Source organism: Microbacterium sp. SORGH_AS_1204 (assembly GCF_030818935.1).
Lineage (GTDB): Bacteria > Actinomycetota > Actinomycetes > Actinomycetales > Microbacteriaceae > Microbacterium.
This window is the reverse complement of record NZ_JAUTBD010000001.1, coordinates 2,012,634-2,032,212: the sequence shown is the minus strand read 5'-3', so window position 1 is coordinate 2,032,212 and position 19,579 is coordinate 2,012,634. Positions and strand designations below refer to the sequence as shown.

Below are 19,579 nucleotides of genomic sequence, written 5' to 3'. Positions count from 1 at the left end.
GGCGTGACCGCCCGCCCCGTCCACCCGTCAGAGAGGTGCTCGATGTCGCGTTCCGCATCTTCGCCGTCCGCAGCGGAACCCGTTCTGCACGTCGACCGGTCGGGCGCGGAACGCGAGGACGACCATCTGCTGGATCGCGTTCTGACCGACCCGCGCACCCGGGTCCTCGCCGTGCGGCGCGATGCCGCGCCCCTCACGGACGGGCGCCTGCTGCTCGTCGGGGTGGACGAGCTTCGCGTGGCGGAGACCGCGGCGACCAAGGGCGTCGACGAGCTCGGCGAGGCTGCTGCGGTGGCCGTCGGGGTGGACGATTTCCAGGCAGAGACGGCAACGGCCGTCGGCGTCAACGAGTTCCGAGGGCCGGGGATCGCGGCGACCAAGGGCGTCGATGAGCTCCGCGAGGCGGAGACCGCAACGACCGTCGGCGTCGACGGCGATCCCGACGTGCGGGAGTGGGCGTTCCTCGGGCGCGACGGCGAGGGGGCAGCGATCGTGCTGGCCGTCCTCGCGGACGACGCTCCCGACCCCTTTGGCGCGGATGCCACGTGGGCGCCCCTGCGCGCCGCCGGCGGCGACCTGGCCGAGGTCGAGGCGGAGCTGCTCACCACCGCCGTCGCGCTGGCGGGGTGGCTGCGCGACGCACCCTTCTGCCCCGCGTGCGGCGCGCGCACGCAGCTGCGCCACGCCGGGTGGTCGCGCCACTGTCCTGCGTGCGGACGAGAGCACTTTCCGCGCACCGATCCCGCGGTCATCGTGCTGGTCACCTCGGCGCGATCCGACGACAGGATCCTGCTCGGTGCGAACGCGGCGTGGGCGGGCCGGCGGTACTCCTGCTTCGCCGGATTCGCCGAAGCGGGGGAATCGCTGGAAGACGCGGTGGCCCGCGAGGTCGAAGAGGAGGCGGGTGTGCGTCTGCGTGACATCGCGTATCGGTCATCGCAGGCGTGGCCGTATCCGCGGTCGCTAATGCTCGGTTTCCGAGCCGCGGTCATCGACGACGACGACGCTCGCCCCGACGGGCAGGAGATCGTCGAGGTGCGGTGGTTCACTCGCGACGAGATCGGTGCGGCTCTGCGCGGCGAGGCCGACGTGCAGCTGCCGGGCGCGGCATCCATCGCTCGACGCCTCATCGACGACTGGTACCGGGGCGTCGCATGACCGGCCCGCTCGAAGGTCTCGACGACCATCAGCTCGAGGCGGCGCGCGCGTTGCGGGGACCGGTGTGCGTGCTTGCGGGGGCCGGGACGGGCAAGACGCGCGTGATCACGCGGCGCATCGCCCACGGTGTCGACACGGGGGCGTACTCGCCGCAGCGGGTGATGGCGGTGACGTTCACGGCGAAGGCGGCGGGGGAGATGCGCGGGCGTCTGCGCGCGCTCGGGGTGTCGGGGGTGTCGGCGCGGACCTTCCACGCGGCTGCGCTCGCGCAGGTCAACTACTTCTGGCCCACGCTCGCCGGCGACCAGGCCCCGTCGATCATCGACAACAAGGTGCGCATGCTCGCGCACGCGGCCGACGGCGTCGGACTCGCGCCCGACACCGCCACGTTGCGTGACGTCGCCGCCGCCATCGAATGGCGCAAGGTGACCCTGCGCTCCATCGATCAGTACGCCGCGGATCGCCCCGAGGGGGTGGGGCGGCTGAGCGTGGACCAGGTCGTCGCGCTGCAGCGCGCGTACGAGAAGCTCAAAGACGAGCGGCGCCAGATGGACTTCGAAGACCGTCCTGCTCACGTGCGCGGGCATGATCGAGGCCGAGCCGCGCGTCGCGGCGGCGGTGCGCGAGCAGTACCGTCACTTCACCGTCGACGAGTACCAAGACGTCTCCCCGCTGCAGAACCGCGTGCTCGAGTTGTGGCTGGGCGATCGACGCGACCTCTGCGTCGTCGGCGACGCGAGCCAGACGGTGTACTCGTTCACCGGCGCCGACGCGCGCTACCTGCTCGAGTTCGAGCGCACGCACGAGGGCGCGCGCGTCGTGCGGCTCGAACGCAACTACCGCTCCACGGCGCCCGTGCTCGCGGTGGCCAACGACCTCATGCGCGGTCGCGCCGGTGCTTTGGAGCTCGTCGCGGCGAGCAGCGTCGAGACGCCGGCACCCACCGTGCGGGCGTTCGACGACGACGAAGAGGAGGCGGCGGCGGTCGCCCGCTCGATCGCCGACTCGCTGGCCCGCGGCATCGACCCGCACGACATCGCGGTGCTCTACCGCTCGCACGCCCAGTCGGCCGCGCTGTTGTCGGCGTTGTCGGCCGTGGGCGTGGCTGCGTCGGTGCTCGGCGGGCGCAAGTTCTTCGACCTGCCCGAGGTGCGACAGGCTCTCATGGCGCTTCGGGCGGCATCGGTGGCGCCGATGGAGACGGGCTTCCTCGCCACCGTGCGTGACGTGCTTCGCGGTGTCGGGCTGACCGACGATCCGCCCGAGGCGGGCGGCGCGCTCCGCGAGGCGTGGGAGGCCCGGGCGGCTCTGCTGCGCCTCGCGGAGGAGGCCCCGGCGGGCACCGACCTGCGCGCGTTCACAGATGACCTGCAGGCACGCGCCCGCGATCAGCACGAACCGACCACGCGCACGGTCACCCTGGCCACGCTGCACGCGGCGAAGGGTCTGGAGTGGGATCACGTGTACCTCGTGGGGGTGAGCGAGGGGCTCCTGCCCATCTCGTACGCCAAGACGTTCGAGGCGGTCGACGAGGAGCGTCGACTCGCCTACGTGGGTGTCACGCGGGCAGCGCGGACGCTGTCGGTGAGTTGGTCGCGCGGTCGCGGACGAGGGGAACGCTCGCCGTCGCGCTTCCTTCAAGAGATCGGCAATGGCAGTCTTCGCTCGGCCGATGCGTCTCCCAGACCCGCCGGGACGAATCGGCGCAGAGGCGCAGCGACCTCGTCGTCTCCGCGGCCGGCGCGCTGAGGAGGAACCGGGCCGCGCGCCCGGCCTCGGCAGCGAGGGCCACGTCGACCGCGGGTCGCGGGCGCCCCAGCAATTGCGCGGCGACCGTGGGCCAGTGCGGGTCGTCGCGATGGCGCGCCGCGTCGAGGCACGCCAGACAGGCCGTCCGGCCGGGCACCACGACCGGGCCGACGGTGGCGCTCCCGCCGTCGAGGGCGAGCGGCACGTGCGTGACGTCGTCGCGGACGAGACCCGCCGCGCGCCGCGGATCGACGCGATGGGCGGCGAGCATCAGCACCCGCGTGCCGGTCGGAACCCTCGGGCCGGCCGCACCCGCCCACGGGTAGACGCTCGCCCGGGCGGGCAGCGCGGCGAGTACGGCGCGGATGGCGCGTTCGGGCAGATCGTCGGCGACCTGCACGGCGATGGGGGCCTGCTGCCGTCTGGTCGCGAGAGCGGGAGCGAGGGCGTCGAGCAGGGCGTCGCTCTCGCCCCCGGCTGCGCCGTGCACGCCCGCGATCGCGCGTACTTCGGCACGCGTCGTGCCGGTCACCAGTGCGGCGACGACGACGTCGACCCACGGGGCGACGAAGGGGGAAGTCGCCACGGCGGGGGCGCCGAACTGCACGCGCCCGTCGTCGCGCCAGAGCGGGGGAGCGGAGGGATGGAGTCGGATCATCGCCCGATCATGTCGAGCGCGCCGACCCCGGATGCCGTTGTCCCCAGCTCTCGCGAAGATTCTGCGCGTGGGGAGGAGCCGCAAGCACCCCGCACGCGTCAACGTCCCGCAACCCGCTCGAAGACGACTCCGCGCGTGGGGAGGAGCCGCAAGCACCCCGCACGCGTCAACGTCCCGCAACCCGCCCGAAGACGACGGCGCGCCCGGGGCGATCACCACCCCGGGCGCGCTCCTCGCGTCTCACACCGGCCGCTGATCACCCGGCGCAGCGTCGTCGTCGGGCGCGGCGTCGTCCGAACCGTCGTGCGACGTGCGGCCGGGGTCGCCGGCATCCGCGTAGCGCCCGCCCTGCGCCTCTTCGGCGAGCAGCTGCGCGAGCGCGTCGTCCATGGCATCCGCGGGGGCCGCCTCGCCGCGAGACGCGGCGGTGAGGCGTGCGATCAGGGCGGCCGGGTCGTCGATGTCTTCGGCGGTGGGCATCAGGTCGGGGTAGTCCCACAGCGCGTCGCGGCCGTCGACGCCGACCGCGTCGGTCACCTGGCGCCAGAGGGCGGCGGCTTCGCGCATGCGACGGGGACGCAGCTCCAACCCGACGAGCGAACCGAGCGCCTGCTCGGCGGGTCCGCCGACGGCGCGACGGCGACGCACCGCCTCGGCGATGCGGGCGGCGGCCGGCAGCCGGGAGGTCGCGTCTTCGGTGACCACGTCGACCCAGCCCTCGATGGTGGCGAGGAGGTTCTCGAGGCGGGTGAGGGCCGCGGTCTGCTCCTCGGAGCGTTCGGGCAGCAGGGCCCCGCTCTCGAGCGCGCCGCGCAGCTCTTCGGGCTGCGACGGGTCGAAACGCGACGCGAGGTCTTCGAGGGCGTCGGTGTCGACACGGATGCCGTGGGCGAAGTCGCGCACCTGCGAGATCACGTGCAGGCGCAGCCATCGCGCGTGACGGAACAGGCGCGCGTGCGCGAGCTCGCGCGTCGCGAGGTACAGCGCCAACTGGTCGTCGGGGATCTCGAGGTCGCGGCCGAAATCGGCGAAGTTCTGCGGCAGGATCGCCGCGTCGCCGTCGGGCATGACCGGGATGCCGACGTCGCCGCCGCCGACGACCTCGGTCGACAGCCGACCGACGACGTGCCCCAGCTGCGTGGCGAACAGCGAACCGCCCACCGTGCGCATCAGGCGACCGGCGCCGGCGATCATCTCCTGCATCTCGTCGGGTGCCTGCTGGCCGAGGGCGGCGGTGAGCGCGTCGGCGATGCTCGTGGCGACGGGCTCGGCGAGCTCCTGCCACACCGGCAGCGTGGCGCTCACCCAGGCGCCGCGGGTGACGGCGCGGGCCGGACGCGGCAGGTCGGGGATGGTGGTGGCCTCACCGAGCCAGAGACCGGCGAGGGTGAAGGCCTGGTCGAGATCGGTGCGCTGACCGGTGGTCACCCCGAGCCCGTCCTGGTTGGCGATGTGCAGGGCCTGCCGTTCGGCGAGGCTCCAGTCGACGCCCTCCTGCGTGCCGGCGAACGCCCCCTGCAACTGGTTCATGACCTGCTGCAGCATCGCGGGGTCGATCTGCATGCCCGACAGACGCGAGAGCTGCTCGGGGTCGATGCCGCTGGTGTCGCCCGACATCAGGCGGCGCATGAGCTCTTGGAACTCCTCCTCGGGGCTCCGGTCGTCGGGCCCGCGGTTCTCGTCTGCCATTACGGCCGCCTTTCAGCCAGGTCTGGGGGAACGAGTCCTACGCTAGTCGCACGCTTCCCCGCATCTGCCGGCCCGGCCCCGTGCCGCTTACGCCGCGCGCGAACGACCCGGCAAAGGACTCCCCACCGTGACCCTGTTCGATGAGAACGTCTCTGTCGAGCCCGCTCCCCGCCAGCCGTGGCGCCGCAGCACGGTCGTCGGCGTGTGGTCGATCGCCCTCGCCGCGCTCATCCTCTTCGCCCTGACGTTCCTGCCGTCGGCATACGTCATCCAGCAGCCGGGGCCGGTGTTCGACACCCTCGGCACCTCCAAGAACGCCGACGGCGAAGAGGTGCCCCTGATCTCCGTCCCCGACGAGAAGGATTCCCCCTCCACCGGCCAGCTCGACCTGCTGACGGTGCAGGTCAGCGGCAATCGCGAGAGGACGCCCACCTGGCTCGAGCTCGCGCTGGCCTGGTTCGACCGTTCGCGCGCCGTGGTGCCGATCGACCGCATCTTCCCGGCCGGGCAGAGCACCGAGCAGCGCAACACCGAGAACGCCGCCCTCATGACCGATTCGCAGAACGAGGCCAGCGCCGCCGCCCTGCGGGAGCTCGGGTACGACGTGCCGCAGCAGATCTCGGTGATGACGATCGACGACGCCGGCGCCTCGGCCGGTCTGCTTCAGCAGGGCGACATCATCACGTCGGTCGACGGCGCGGACGTCACGAGCGTCGAATCCATCCGTTCGAAGGTCCAGGATGCCGCGGGGGCCCCGGTCACGGTCGGCTTCGAGCGCAGCGGCATCCCGAATTCCGTGCAGGTCACCCCGCGCGAGACCGTCTCCGACGGTCAGACGCAGTACCTGCTGGGCGTCGGTCTGGGCATCTCGTTCGACCTACCCGTCGATGTGACCATCCAATTGAACGACGTGGGCGGCCCGAGCGCCGGCATGATGTTCGCGCTCGGCATCATCGACAAATTGTCCACGGGCGACCTCACCGGCGGCGATCACTTCGCGGGCACGGGCACGATCGACGCCGACGGCAACGTGGGTCCGATCGGCGGCATCCGTCAGAAGCTGTACGGCGCACGGGATGCCGGTGCGACCTACTTCCTGGCTCCCGAGGCGAACTGCAACGAGGTCGTGGGCCATGTGCCCGACGGCATCCGGGTCTTCTCGACATCGACGCTCGAGCAGTCGCTGACGGTGCTCGAAACGGTGCGCGACGGGGGCGATCTCGACGCGCTGCCCACGTGTGGCTCGGGATCGTAGCATTCACGGCGAACCCCGAGAACGGCGCGCCTAGGATGAAGAGGTGACCACGACCTCAGCGCCGAACCAGGCCACGCCCCCCAACCGCTCCCGACGGATCGTCTCCATCACGCTGGCGGTGATCGCCGCGCTCGTCGTGGCGTTCTTCGTCTTCGCCAACCTGTACTCCGACTGGCTGTGGTTCGCGCAGCTGGGCTTCACCGGCGTGCTGACCACCCAGTGGATCGGCCGCAGCGTGATGTTCGTCGTCGGCTTCTTGGCGATGGCGGTGCCGGTGTGGGGCGTCATCCAGCTCGCCTACCGCCTGCGCCCGGTGTACGCGCGTCTCAGCTCGCAGCTCGACCGCTATCAAGAGGTCGTCGAGCCCCTGCGGCGCCTGGCGATGTGGGGCATCCCGATCTTCTTCGGCTTCTTCGCCGGCTTCGCCGCGTCCGCGCAGTGGGAGACCACGTGGCTGTGGGTCAACGGCGTCGCCACCTCGGTCACCGACCCGCAGTTCGGCCTCGACACCGGTTTCTACCTGTTCGGGATGCCGTTCTACTCGGCGGCTCTCGGTTTCGCCTCCGCCGTGGTGCTCGTGTGCCTGCTGCTGACCGGCGTCGTGTCGTACCTCTACGGCTCCGTCCGCGTCGGCCAGCGGGAGCTGCGCATCTCGAAGGCGGCCCGCATCCAGCTCGCGATCCTCGCCGGCCTCTACCTGCTGCTGCAGGGTGCGAGCCTGTGGCTCGATCGCTTCCGCACCCTCGTGGAGCCGTCGGAGCGCATCACCGGACCCGGCTACGTGGCGGCGAACGCCGTCATCCCCGGTCAGACGATCCTCGCCATCGCCGCGGTCATCGTGGCCCTGGCCTTCTTCGTCACCGCCTTCCTCGGCCGCTGGCGCTACCCCCTCATCGGAACCGCTCTGCTCGTGGTCTCGGCCATCGTGGTGGGCGCGGCCATTCCGTGGGCGGTCACGACCTTCCAGGTGCGTCCGAACGAACTCACCCTCGAGAGCCAGTACTACCAGCGCAACCTCGACGGCACGAAGGCCGCGTACGGCATCGACAAGGTCGAGAAGGAGAACTTCCAGGCCACCACCGAGGCCGAGGCCGGTCAGCTGCGCAACGATGCCGAGTCCACCGCCCAGCTGCGCATCATGGACCCTGCGATCATCGGGCCCACCGTGCGGCAGCTCGAGCAGTACCGCGCGTACTACCAGTTCACGAACCCTCTCGACGTCGACCGCTACACGATCGGCGGACAGACCCAGGACACCGTGGTGTCGCTGCGCGAGCTCAACATCGGCCAGCTCGGTGACGCCGCCTCGTGGCAGAACACCACGCTCGTCTACACCCACGGCTACGGCATGGTCGCGGCCGCCGGCAACGAGCGCACCGCCGACGGCGACCCGGTGTTCCTCGAGCAGGCGATCCCCGGCACCGGCTTCCTCACCGACCTCCAGTACGAGCCGCGTGTGTACTTCGGCGAGTCGTCGCCGACGTACTCGATCGTCGGGGCGCCCGAGGGCACCGACCCGATCGAGCTCGACTACCCGTTGGGCGCCGACGGCGGCACCGAGACCCGCACGACGTTCTCGGGCGAGGGCGGACCGAGCGTCGGCAACGTCTTCAACCGCCTCATCTACGCGCTGAAGTTTCAGTCGGAGCAGATCCTCTTCTCGGACAGCGTGAACAACGACTCGCAGATCCTGTACGACCGCGACCCCAAGGAGCGCGTGCAGAAGGTCGCTCCTTACCTGACCCTCGACAGCGACCCGTACCCCACGGTGGTCGACGGCCGCATCAAGTGGGTCATCGACGGTTACACCACGAGCGCGAATTACCCGTACTCCACGGGCGTCTCGCTCTCGCGCGCGATCGCCGATTCGAACAACCCGGCCCCCACCTACGCGCTGGATGACATCAACTACATCCGCAACTCGGTCAAGGCCACGGTCGACGCCTACGACGGCTCGGTCGACCTCTACGCGTGGGATGACGAAGACCCGCTGCTGCAGGCGTGGCAGAAGGTGTACCCGTCGTCCCTGCAGCCGTGGAGCGCGATGTCGTCCGATCTGATGAGCCACGTGCGTTACCCGACCGACCTGATGAAGGTGCAGCGCTCCATGCTCGGCGTCTACCACGTCGACGACGCGGTCTCGTTCTACCGACAGGACAACCGCTGGACCACGCCCAACGACCCGCAGGACCCGGCGACGTTCCAGCCGCCGTACTACCTGACGATGAAGATGCCGAGCCAGGAACAGCCGTCGTACTCGATGTTCACGAGCTTCATCCCGGCATCCCAGGGCGGACAGGCCCGCAACGTGCTCACCGGCTACCTCGCCGTCGACTCCAACGCCGGCAATGCGCAGGGCACGAAACGCGAGGACTACGGCCGCTTGCGCATGCTCGTCATCGACGCGGCGACGACGGTGCCGGGGCCCGGTCAGGTGCAGAACACCTTCGACTCCGATACGGCGGTCTCTTCGCAGATCAACATCCTGCAGCAGGGACAGTCGGAGGTGCTCAACGGCAACCTCCTCACGCTCCCGGTGGGCGGCGGTCTGCTCTACGTACAGCCGGTGTTCGTGCAGTCGTCGGGTGACACCCAGCTGCCGCAGCTGCGGCGCGTGCTGGTCGCCTTCGGCAACGAGATCGCGTTCGAGAACACCCTCAGCGAAGCGCTCGACACCTTGTTCGGCGGTGATTCCGGCGCCAACACGGGTGACGAGACCGTCACCCCGAGCGACCAGGGCGAGGGCGGGAGCACCGGAGGCGGCGGCACGGCGGCCCCCACCGGTGACTACGCCGCGGCCCTGCAGGAAGCCGGCGACGCGCTGACCGCTCGACAGGCCGCGCTGACCAGCGGCGACCTGGCCGCGTTCGCCACCCAGGACGCGCGCCTCACCGCGGCCGTCCAGCGCCTGCTGGCCCTCGAGGCCGAAGGCCAGGGCGGCGGGTCGGCGACCCCGGCCCCGACGCCCGAGGCCACGCCCGCGGGCTGACACCCTTCACCGACGCCGGCGCTCCGCATCCGCGGGGCGCCGGCGTCGTCATTGTTGCGCGCTGCGGGTGCCGGTCCCTTCGACAGGCTCAGGGACCTCGGTTCGAGCCGCGGTGGATCAGGGACCTGGGTTCGGGCCGCGGTGCAGGTGGCTGAGCCGTCGACGTCACCGGGCGGCGTGGTGCCAGCACGCAGCGGGTGCCGGCCCCTTCGACAGGCTCAGGGACCTCGGTTCGAGCCGCGGTGGAGGTGGCTGAGCCGTCGAAGCCACCGGGGCCGGTGCAGGTGTGCAACCCGCGCCCCGCGCCCCGCGCTACGCGCCCCGCGCTACGCGCCCCGCGCTACGCGCTACGCGCCCCGCGCTACGCGCCCCGCGCTACGCGCCCCGCGCTACGCGCCCCGCGCTACGCGCCCCGCGCTACGCGCTGAGGAACCACCACCAGATCAGCAGCATCGTCGTGCCGAAGCCGGCGATCTGGTTCAGCCACAAGAAACGGTTCCAGCCCGCCGTGGCGCGGTCGGAGTCGGCATCCGTCACATTGCGGTACGGCCAGCAGACGACGAGGTACGGCACCACCAGCACGGCGGCCAGCGGCCCGGGCCACGCGGTGAACAGCATCGCCACCCCCGCGAGGGCGTAGGCGACGAGTGCGAAGCGCACGGTCCACCGCGCCCCACGGGCGGTCGCGATCGAGGAGATGTCGGCGGCGCGATCGGCCTCGACGTCTTGCACGGCGCCGAAGGCGTGCGAGGCGATGCCCCACAGCGCGAACGCGACGAAGACGAACACGAGCTGCGGCGTCCACGTGGCACCGGCGAGCACGAGACCGTACACGGCGGGCGAGAAGAAGTGGATGCTGCTCGTCATCGAGTCGGCGAACGGCCGCTCCTTCAGCCGCAGCGGGGGAGCGGAGTAGAACACGACGAAGAAGAGGCTCAGCGCCAGCACGAGCCACGACAGCGGCGAGCCGACGAGCACGAGGTACACCACGAACGGCAGGCACGTCAGCGCCGAGGCCCACAGCGTGATCGGATGCATGCGCTTGTCGAGCACGGCGCCGTGTGTGCCGCCCTTGCGCGGGTTGCGCAGGTCGCTTTCGTAGTCGAAGACGTCGTTCACGCCGTACATCGCGAGGTTGTACGGCACGAGGAAGAACAGGATGCCGACGATCAGCGTCGCATCGATCTGCCGGGTGGTCAGCAGGTAGGCGGCGGCGAACGGGAACGCGGTGTTGATCCAGCTGACCGGCCGCGACGACACGAACAGCTCCCGCAGCACGCGGCCGGGGGTGAGGGCGGCGGGGGCGGTCATGCGGTGTCCTTCGGGGGCGGGGGAGCGAAGAGTGTGTACAGCGCGGGCAGCAGGAACGCGGCGCACAGGGGATAGGCGAAGTCCTCGATCGGCGCGAGTCCGAGGGCGAGCCCGCTCAGGTGTTCCTGAGGATACGAGAACAGATCGACGGCGATCATGAGGTTGTCGAACACGAGGGTGAGGCCCACCAGCACGAGGGCCGTCAGACCCGAGGATGCCATGCGCTCGCGGAACCGCGGGCGCGGGAGCGTCGCGAGGGTGACGACGACGGTCACCGCGACGAACGGCAGCACGATGAGCGGATACGTCACGCGCGCCGCCCCTCAGCACCCGGGCGCCCTGCTGCGTCGGTGCCCGGGCGTCCCGCGGCCTCAGCACCCGAGCGCCCCGCAGCGTCGGAACCCGAGCGCCCTGCAGCGTCAGAACCCGAGCGTCCCCCGGCGTCGGACCCCGAGCGCCCCGCGGCGCCCGAGCCCGTGGCATCCGCGTTCCGGGCGCGTGCGCGCGAACGCCGCTCGAACACGGCGAACATCACCACCGTCAGGTAGCTCAGGAACAGCAGGAAGAACACTTCCTCCAGCGGCAGGTGCGGCGCGAGCACGATCCCCACGAACAGCGGGCTCTCGCCCTTCACGAACACGCCCGTGACGATCCCGACGAGATCCCACGCGAGGAAGAACACCGTTCCCGCGACGACGGTCAGCACCGTCCGCCAGGGAGCGACCCGCAGCGCGAGCGAGTACTTCCAGTCGATCAGCATCATGCCGACCATCGAGAACAGGATCGCGCCCAGGTAAAGCCCGGGCATGTCAGACCGCCGCGCGTGCGGGTTCCGCCAGGGGACCGGCCGTGGTGTCGCCCGTCAGGCGCTTGACCACGAGCTCCGCCGAGATGAGGCACATCGGCAGACCGATGCCCGGCAGCACCGACGTGCCCGCGTAGTAGAGGTTCTTGACCTTGCGGGACCGGTTCTTGGGGCGGAAGATCGCGCTCTGCGTGAGCGTGTGCGCGAGGCCCAGCGAATTGCCGTGCCACGCGTGCAGGTCTTCCTTGAAGTCCTCGGGGGCGATCGTCTTGCGCACGACGATGCGTTCGGCGAGATCCGGGATGCCGGTCCACTCGGCGATCTGCGCGATCACCCGGTCGGCCGCCTTCTCGATGCGTTCGTCGCCGGCGCCTGAGACGCCGCCGCGACCGCTGTCGGGGTCGGCGGGCACGGGGACGAGCACGAAGAGGTTCTCGTGTCCGGCGGGGGCGACGGAGTCGTCGGATGCGCTGGGGCGGCAGATATAGATCGACGCGGGGTCGGGGATCTTCTTGTTCTCGCCGAAGATCGCGTCGAAGTTGGTGTGCCAGTCGTCGGTGAACAGCAGCGTGTGGTGGGTCAGCTGCGGCAGTTCGCCCTTCACGCCGAGCAGCAGCAGCAGGGCGCCGGGGCTCGGCACCTTGTCTTTCCACCACTTCTCGGGGTACTGACGGTCCTTCGCCTCGAGCAGGTCGTTCTCGGTGTGGTGCAGGTCGGCGCCCGAGACCACGGCATCCGCGGAGATCACCCGTCCGTCGGCGAGACGCACGCCGCGCGCGACACCCGCCTCGGTGATGATGGCGTCCACGGGCGACGAGGTCTCGATCTGCACGCCGCGCTCGCGCGCGAGCTTCTCGATGGCCGTGATGATCTCGGTCATGCCGCCCTTGGGGTACAGCACGCCGTCTCCGAGGTCGAGGTGGCTCATGAGGTGGTACAGGCTCGGCACCTCGAAGGGCGAGCCGCCGAGGAAGACCGCGGGGTACGCGAGGATCTGCTGCAGCCGGGTGTTCTGGAAGTCGGTGGTGACGCGGTTCCACAGCGTGCGGGTGAGCAGCGGGATGAGGGTGGGCAGACGCTTGACGAGGGCGGGGTCGCGCAGGCCCTTTGTCGACGAGTACGGGTCGTACAAGAACTTCGACGTCGACAGCTCGTAGGCGTCTTTCGCCGAGTCGAGGTAGGCGTCGATGTTGTCGCCCGAGCCGGGCTCGTGCTCTTCGAACAGGGCGCGAACGGCTTCGCGGCCCGAGACGATGTCGATGGGCTCTCCCTTTCCGGGAGGGCCGTAGACGCGGTACGCCGGGTCGAGGCGCACGAGGTCGAGCTGTTCGTCGGCGCTGGTGCCCAGCAGCCGGAAGAAGTGGTCGAACACCTCGGGCATGAGGTACCAGCTGGGGCCGGTGTCGAAGCGGAACCCGTCGCTCTCCCACGAGCCTGCCCGCCCGCCGAGCGCGTCGCGGGCTTCGAAGAGGTGGACGTCGTGTCCGCGATTGGCGAGCAGGGCCGCGGTTCCGAGACCGGCGATTCCGCCTCCGACGACGACGATGCGCTGGGCGCTCATGAGCGGGGACCTTTCGGTGGACGCCCCAGGAGGGCGCGGGCGGCGAGGGTGGCTTTGACACCGTCGGGGACGCGGACGCGGGGCGCGCCGGCGGGGGAGGAGCGCAGCCGTCGTGACAGCTCCGCGAAAAGGTCGTGCGCCGTGGTGACCGCGGCGCGGCAGTCTGGCGGCAGGTGCGGGATGACGGATGCCGCGGCGGCGAGGTCGGCGTCGATGCGGTCGAGCACCTCGATGCGGCGGTCGTCGTCGGCCGCGCCGTCGAGATAGTCGCGGCCGAGACGGTCGGCGTCGTCGGCGAGGTCGCGGAGGAAGTTGACGTCTTGGAAGGCGGCTCCGAGGCGCCGGGCACCGTCGACCAGGTCGGCGGCGGGCTGGGCCGGGGCCGAGAGCCCTGCGTTGAGGAACACCTGCAGGCACATCAGTCCGACGACCTCGGCCGAACCGTAGACGTACGCGTCGTGCGACAGGTCGTCGTGATTGGCGGTGTCGATGTCGGTGCGCATCGAGGCGAAGAACGGGGCGATGAGGTCGGCGCCGATGCCGCATTCGCGGGCGGTCCGCGCGAAGGCGTGCACGACGAGGTTGGCGCTGAAGCCGGTGGCGATGGCATCCATCACCTCGGTCTCGAGGGCGTCGAGGACCGCACGTTCCTTCTCGGGGGTGAGCCCCGCGTCGTGGGCGGGGCCGTCGACGATCTCGTCGGCCACGCGCACGAGGGCGTAGATATTGCGCACGTGCGGGCGCGGCCGCACGCCGAGGAGCCGCGTGGCGACGCCGAACGAGGTGGAGTAGCGGTTGATCACCGCTGCGGCGGCGTCGTCGGCTGTCTGCGAATAGAGTGCGAGTCCCGTGTGGGCGGTGGTCACGGAACGCGCTCCGCCACGGTGTCGACGAGATCGAGCAGCATGGCCTTGCAGGCCGACGGCAGGGTGGCGCCTTCGACGATCATGGTGGCCTCTTCGAGCGTCTCGTAGACCATGCGTTCGAGGGCCTTTCGGGCACCGGATGCCGAGAGCGCGGCCTGGGCGGCACGGATGGCGACGGGACCGGTGTGCGCCTGCGCGAGGGCGACGCTCACCTCGGGCCAGTCGGCGGTTTCGCGGGCGAGCGAGATGAGGTGCGTCTTCTTCGCTTCGCGCAGGTCGCAGCCCTCGTCTTTGCCCGACACGGCGGTCGTGGCGAACGCGCCGATGAGGTCGTCGATGAGTTGGTAGGCGAGGCCGAGCCGTTCGCCGAAGCGTTCCAGCGCGTGCAGCGCGGCGTCGCTCGCGCCGGCCATGACGGCGCCGGCTTGGAGCGGCGCCGAGAACGAGTAGACGGCGGTCTTGTCGCGCGTCGCCTTGAGCACGGTCATCACGTCGACGTCGCCGGCCGAGACGGCGTTCTCGACGTCGGCCAGCTCGCCCGCGGCCGAGACGATCACGGCATCCTCGATGAGGTGCATGAGGTCGGCGCGCATCTCGGCGGGCACGTCGGCCAGGGCCACGAGGCGGGCGGCCTCGTGCAGCAGCATGTCGCCGGCGAGGATGCCCGCGGCGTTTCCGAGCAGGGCGGCACCGTCTTCGTCGGCACCCTTGTCGAGACCGCGTTGGCGGAACTCGCCGCCGATGTTCGGGATGCCACGGCGCTCGAGGTCGTGGTCGATGACGTCGTCGTGCACGACGAACGCGGTGTGCAGCAGCTCGAAGGCCGCAGCCACCTGCCACAGCGCCGACAGGGCCACGGCGTCGCCGTCGAGGGTGTCGTAGGCCGCGGCGACGAGCAGCGGGCGGAAGCGCTTGCCCCCGGTGGTCGCACGGCGGATGGCGGATGCCAGGGCGCGGGCGCCCTCACCCAGCGGCACGACGCGGTACTCCAGGCGTTCGAGGGCCGTCTCGATCGCGTCTTCGATCTCTTGCCGGGCGGTGGGCGCGGACGGGACGGCGACGATCACGATGCTCTCCTCACGGCGGGTGGGGTCTGGAACAGGTGGAGCTGCTGCGCCTGCAGCACGAGCCACGGGCTGAATGCCCACGGCGTGGCGTCGAGCGAGGCGGCGAGCTCGAGCGGGTCGACCCAGCGGTACTCGGCGACCTCGTCGGGGTTGGGCTGCGGTTCGTCGTCGGTGCGGGCGACGTAGACGGGGCAGATCTCGTGCTCGACGATGCCGCTGGCATCCACGGCCCGGTAGCGGAAGAGGGGGAGGGCGAGCTCGAGGTCGCGCACGCGCAGGCCGACCTCGAACTCGGCGCGGCGGTGCACGGCGGCCAGCACGGGCTCGGCGGGGGCGGGGTGTCCGCAGAACGAGTTGGTCCAGACGCCGGGCCAGGTCTTCTTGTGCAGCGCGCGGCGCGTGACGAGCACCTGGCCGACGCTGTTGACCACGTGACACGAGAAAGCGAGGTGCAGGTGGGTCTCGGTGCCGTGCACGCTCGCCTTGGGCGCGGTGCCGATCTCGTTTCCGAAGTCGTCCAGGAGGACGACATACTCGGTCTCGCTCATCGTGCCTCCTGTTTGCTAGTTTAGCTAGCGATGTGAGCCTGACTATACCCAGGCGGAAAGAGGGTGTCCACCGTGGCAGACCCCGTGTCGACGTTTGGTAGGCGTGCCGCCGTGACCCAGTCGCTGCGCGCCATCCAGACGCTCAGCGACGCCCTCGATCGCATGCACAGCGGCATGAAGGGCGACATGGACATGAACGCCAGCGACCTCGCCACCCTGCGCATGCTGACGATCCGCGAACACCGCGGCCAGATGGTGAGCCCGCACGACGTCGCCACGCACCTGCGCATCTCGACGGCGTCGACGACGAAGCTCATCGACCGCCTCGTCGCCTCGGGGCACCTCGAGCGTCGTCCGCACCCCTCCGACGGCCGCGCCCGCGTGGTGGTGCTCACCGACAAGTCGCGGCGCGAGTTCTTCCAGCACTTCGGCGTGCACCTGGGCGCGATGCGCGAGATCGCTGACCGCTTCGACGACGCCGAGCTCGAGACGGTGACCCGCTTCATGGACGAACTCACCGAGGCCATAACCACCGACGACTGACCGCGCCGCCTCCCCGGCGGAGGACCCTGAGCCCGTCGAAGGGTCCGGTGACCCACTCGCGCCCGTGCCGACCGAGGCCCCTGAGCCCGTCGAAGGGTCCGGTGACCACTCGCGCCCGTGCCGGCGGAGGACCCTGAGCCCGTCGAAGGGCCCGGTGACCACTCGCGCCCGTGCCGACCGAGGCCCCTGAGCCTGTCGAAGGCCCCGGCGCCGACCACCAGCCTCCAGCACCCCCCGCCGTCACCGCGTCCGCGCGACCCGCACACCGACGTCGTCGAACGCGTCTCGCGGTCGCCCGCCGCGCCGTGCCGTCGCCCGCACCAGCGCAGGTGCGTCCGACCAGCCGCCGCCGCGGAAGACGCGCGCGTCGCTGTCGCCGTCGGCGTCGAAGGGGTCCATGCACCACTCCCACACGTTGCCGAGGGTGTCGAACATCCCGTGCAGGTTGGGCAGGCGCGCGCCGACGTCCGACGGGTGACCGACGCCGTCGGCGGCCGTCCACGCGACCTCGCGCACCGGCCCGTACGCCGACGAGACCGAGCCCGCGCGGCACGCGTACTCCCACTCGTCTTCGGTGGGGAGACGGAAGCCGTCGGCCTCGGCATCCCCTTCGACGACCTCTCCGTCGAAGGAGTACACCGGGTCGAGTCCCTCCCATTCGCTGAGCGCGTTGCACAGGCGGATGGCGCGCAGCCAGCTGATCTGCGTCGCCGGCCGACGGGGATGACGAGACGGGATGCCGAGCAGTTCGGCGAGCTGTTCCTCGGTGATGGGGTAGACGCCGATCTCGAACGCGTCGACGACGATCTCGCGCCGCTCCGCTCCGCGCAGGTCACCCCGCAGCACGCGGCCGGCGGGGATGGATGCCATCTCGACGTCACTCAACGTTGCTCACCATTCATCTGTCAGGGGCGTCGACCGGAGCGGACGGCCACACGGTCTCGATGATCCACAGTGGCGTACATTCGCGGTGAGCAGGCCCGGGGTGACAGCCTCGGCGTTTCGTGCCCTGGCTGCGCCGTCATCGGTCGCAGGGTGGGATCGCCGCGCGACGCCGACGGGCGGCGGCATTCAGATGTCGAAGTCGTCGTGCTCGTGGCGTGCTGAGCAATAGGGTCGCGCGCCGCGCCATACGGCCCGACCGGGCCTGACCGATGCTCCGCACGTCTGGCATCGCACGTACTGACTCCCGTAGAGGTAGGTGCTGACGCTGCCTCGAAGGCGCATGCGCGTGGTCTTCATCGGGATCCCCTGATTCCTCATGTAGCCCCCGGAATTCGGTTGGTGCGGGCTCTATTCACGAGAATATTTGTGCCCCGGGTGGGGGACGACGTACTTGGGGTATTTCTTGCGAGACCTTGCGACTCGGGCGTGGTCTTTTGATTGCATTGTCGAGACGTTGGGAATCGACCGAGGGTCGCGGGCAAATCCTGCACACAGGAGCCGGGCTGCGATCGTCGGTGTCCGGGTCGGCGCCGGCGCAACGGCGCGGCATCCAGGATGGACCTAGAGGTCGAAGTCATCGTGCTCGTGCTGCGCCGAGCAGTACGGCCGCGCACCCCTCCACACGGCTCGGCTCGGGCGCAGACCGGTTCCGCAGGTCTCGCAGGTGACCGTCGAACGGCCGTAGACGATGGCGTTCACGCCGTCTCTCACGCGCCGCAACAAAGTATTCATCTGGTCCCCTGGGGTCTCCAGCCCGCCGGTTGACCTCCCCGGGTCGAGCGAACTGAGAACACACCATACGTGTCCCCCAGTTGGGGGACAAGCGTCTTGACGTTCTCCCGGCGGCTCTTGTGGTTGAGAGGAGTCTCAGGGGGATCGGTGATGCCCAGCGGGGCCTGCTCCGCGCGTCACGCGAGCCGGATCATCCACAGATCGCTGTCACCCGTGATGAAGAGACGCTTCTCGTCGGCGTCGAAGGCGCAGTTGCTGACGACGTGCGGGGTGGGGATGACGCCGAGTCGCTGACCTCGTTCGTCGACGATCACGACACCCGCTTCGCTCGAGATCCAGAGCCAATCGCGGCTGTCGACGACGAATCCATCGGGGATGCCGGCATCCACCGTCGCGAAGGTGCGCGGGGCGCCGAGCGTCTCGCCGTCCCAGCTGCAGGCGACGACGCGGGGCAGGCCGTCGGCGCGGGATTCCGCGACGTACAGGGTCTTCTCGTCGCGGCTGAAGGCGAGGCCGTTGGGCTGATCGAGGTCGATCATGCGCCGCAGACCCTCGTCGTCGCGCCAGCGGTACACGCTCTGGTGCGACAGGGCGGGTTCGGCGGGGTAACCCTCGCGCGGATCCGAGATGCCGTAGGTGGGGTCGGTGAACCAGATGGCGCCATCGGATGCCACGACGAGGTCGTTCGGCGAGTTCAGCGGGGCGCCCTCGTATGCGTCGACCAGGAGCTCGGTGCCGTTGGCGTCCGTTCGGCTGATGCCGCGGCGGCCGTGCTCGGCCTGCACGAGTCGGCCGTCGGCGTCCATCGCGTTGCCGTTGGCGAAGTCGCTGCGGTCGCGCACCGTGACGATGCGACCGTCGTCGTATCGCGCCAGGGTGCGGCGGCCGATGACGTCGCTGAAGATCAGCGCGTGCTCGGCGGGCCACCACACCGGCCCCTCGGCCCAGGTGGCGTCGTCGTAGAGCGACAGCAGGCGAGAGGATGCCGGCAGGACGGCCGTCAGGCGTTCGTCCCATACGCGCGGGGGAGCGACGTCGACCGCGTGGGGTTCACGCGGCGACTGGAGGACACGGCCGTCGATGGGGATCTGGGGCATGCGTCCAGTCAAGCGCGTCGACGCGGCGGGGTCCCGCGGGTTGACGGACTCAGCCGAAGGGGTGGGGTGTCGGTGCGGCGGGCGATGTCGCGAACTGGAGCAGCACCTGCAGGCACGGCTCGTCGCCGATCGTTCCGGAGAGGTGTCCCCGCGTGCCGTCGATCTCGGCCGACTCTGTGTCTTGACCGAAGTGGATGTCCCCGGGCCCCATCTCGACGCGCGAGCCGTCTTGCGTTTCAAGAAACCAGCGTCCGCGAAGGGGAATGACCCATTGCGGGTGAGGGGACGGATGCCACTGCCCGACCCACCCGACCGGGAGCGCCGCGAAGAGGACGGCCGTGACCTCCCCGGGAAACGGTCGTATCCATTGCGGGTCGGCGCCGCCGCCGACGCTCTGCAGGCCGAAACCTCGGAGCGTCGATTCGTCGAGCCGGCTCGTGCCGTCGATGTCGCTCCACATGTGCACGAAAGGCAATGCCGGGGGAGTGGTGTCGTCGCGGCCGTCGTTGTCGAGCGGGGCGGTCGTCGTGGTGTGCATGGCGTCGAGTAAATCGGGCCGCGGTTCTGGTCGGCGGTGGCTTGACGCCGCGTCGGCGGTCGGCTCGG

General features: G+C 70.5%; 15 protein-coding genes and 1 pseudogene. 5 read left to right on the top strand and 11 right to left on the bottom strand.

The genetic code is table 11. The annotated features are described in order from the left end of the window. Window positions 1-42: 42 nt before the first annotated feature. Complete coding sequence (nudC, locus tag QE410_RS09320) at window positions 43-1,158, top strand: NAD(+) diphosphatase (RefSeq protein ID WP_307330900.1); 1,116 nt, start codon at window positions 43-45, stop codon at window positions 1,156-1,158. Then, window positions 1,155-2,907: pseudogene (locus tag QE410_RS09315) on the top strand (ATP-dependent helicase). The gene nudC and the pseudogene QE410_RS09315 overlap by 4 nt, the downstream one beginning before the upstream one ends. A gap of 898 nt (window positions 2,908-3,805) precedes the next feature. On the opposite strand, the gene QE410_RS09310 reads toward QE410_RS09315, so the two are convergent. Continuing rightward, entirely contained in the window at window positions 3,806-5,254 is a 1,449-nt protein-coding gene (locus QE410_RS09310; RefSeq protein WP_307330898.1) for a zinc-dependent metalloprotease, read from the bottom strand. A 127-nt stretch (window positions 5,255-5,381) separates the two neighbouring features. Between QE410_RS09310 and QE410_RS09305 the strand changes: the two genes are divergently transcribed. Together QE410_RS09305 and QE410_RS09300 are read left to right on the top strand one after the other, a co-directional pair. Then, window positions 5,382-6,509: a PDZ domain-containing protein gene (locus QE410_RS09305; RefSeq protein WP_307330895.1), complete on the top strand. Its 1,128-nt coding sequence runs from the start codon at window positions 5,382-5,384 to the stop codon at window positions 6,507-6,509. Between the two features lie 43 nt (window positions 6,510-6,552). Then, window positions 6,553-9,498: a UPF0182 family protein gene (locus QE410_RS09300; RefSeq protein WP_307330892.1), complete on the top strand. Its 2,946-nt coding sequence runs from the start codon at window positions 6,553-6,555 to the stop codon at window positions 9,496-9,498. Between the two features lie 417 nt (window positions 9,499-9,915). Here QE410_RS09300 and QE410_RS09295 read toward each other — a convergent pair whose 3' ends face one another. Genes QE410_RS09295 through idi form a run of 7 tightly spaced genes read right to left on the bottom strand, consistent with a single transcriptional unit; the run spans window position 9,916 to window position 15,656 of the window. Continuing rightward, window positions 9,916-10,809, bottom strand: a complete 894-nt coding sequence (locus QE410_RS09295) for a prenyltransferase (RefSeq protein WP_307330888.1) — start codon at window positions 10,807-10,809, stop codon at window positions 9,916-9,918. Continuing rightward, a complete protein-coding gene (locus QE410_RS09290; RefSeq protein WP_307330885.1) occupies window positions 10,806-11,120 on the bottom strand; it encodes a lycopene cyclase domain-containing protein in 315 nt (104 codons plus the stop codon). Before QE410_RS09290 ends, QE410_RS09295 begins: the two co-directional genes overlap by 4 nt. Continuing rightward, window positions 11,117-11,617 carry a lycopene cyclase domain-containing protein gene (locus tag QE410_RS09285; protein WP_307330882.1) on the bottom strand — a complete coding sequence of 167 codons (501 nt, stop codon included), beginning with the start codon at window positions 11,615-11,617 and terminating at the stop codon, window positions 11,117-11,119. The genes QE410_RS09290 and QE410_RS09285 overlap by 4 nt, the downstream gene beginning before the upstream one ends. Window position 11,618: 1 nt before the next feature. Next, complete coding sequence (gene crtI, locus QE410_RS09280) at window positions 11,619-13,175, bottom strand: phytoene desaturase family protein (protein WP_307330879.1); 1,557 nt, start codon at window positions 13,173-13,175, stop codon at window positions 11,619-11,621. Beyond that, entirely contained in the window at window positions 13,172-14,041 is an 870-nt protein-coding gene (locus tag QE410_RS09275) for a squalene/phytoene synthase family protein (protein WP_307330877.1), read from the bottom strand. The genes crtI and QE410_RS09275 overlap by 4 nt, the downstream gene beginning before the upstream one ends. Beyond that, window positions 14,038-15,108: a polyprenyl synthetase family protein gene (locus QE410_RS09270; protein WP_307330873.1), complete on the bottom strand. Its 1,071-nt coding sequence runs from the start codon at window positions 15,106-15,108 to the stop codon at window positions 14,038-14,040. The genes QE410_RS09275 and QE410_RS09270 overlap by 4 nt, the downstream gene beginning before the upstream one ends. Further along, the gene (idi, locus tag QE410_RS09265) at window positions 15,105-15,656 is read right to left on the bottom strand and encodes an isopentenyl-diphosphate Delta-isomerase (RefSeq protein WP_307330870.1); all 552 of its coding nucleotides are present in this window, start codon (window positions 15,654-15,656) and stop codon (window positions 15,105-15,107) included. Before idi ends, QE410_RS09270 begins: the two co-directional genes overlap by 4 nt. Before the next feature lie 111 nt (window positions 15,657-15,767). Between idi and QE410_RS09260 the strand changes: the two genes are divergently transcribed. Beyond that, window positions 15,768-16,199, top strand: a complete 432-nt coding sequence (locus QE410_RS09260; RefSeq protein WP_307330867.1) for a MarR family winged helix-turn-helix transcriptional regulator — start codon at window positions 15,768-15,770, stop codon at window positions 16,197-16,199. A gap of 240 nt (window positions 16,200-16,439) precedes the next feature. On the opposite strand, the gene QE410_RS09255 is transcribed toward QE410_RS09260, so the two are convergent. From QE410_RS09255 to QE410_RS09245, 3 genes are all read right to left on the bottom strand, one after another. Continuing rightward, window positions 16,440-17,084: an SUMF1/EgtB/PvdO family nonheme iron enzyme gene (locus tag QE410_RS09255; protein ID WP_307330864.1), complete on the bottom strand. Its 645-nt coding sequence runs from the start codon at window positions 17,082-17,084 to the stop codon at window positions 16,440-16,442. A 968-nt stretch (window positions 17,085-18,052) separates the two neighbouring features. After that, entirely contained in the window at window positions 18,053-18,973 is a 921-nt protein-coding gene (locus QE410_RS09250; protein WP_307330861.1) for an SMP-30/gluconolactonase/LRE family protein, read from the bottom strand. A 49-nt stretch (window positions 18,974-19,022) separates the two neighbouring features. Next, window positions 19,023-19,511, bottom strand: a complete 489-nt coding sequence (locus QE410_RS09245) for a hypothetical protein (RefSeq protein ID WP_307330858.1) — start codon at window positions 19,509-19,511, stop codon at window positions 19,023-19,025. Window positions 19,512-19,579: the final 68 nt, after the last annotated feature.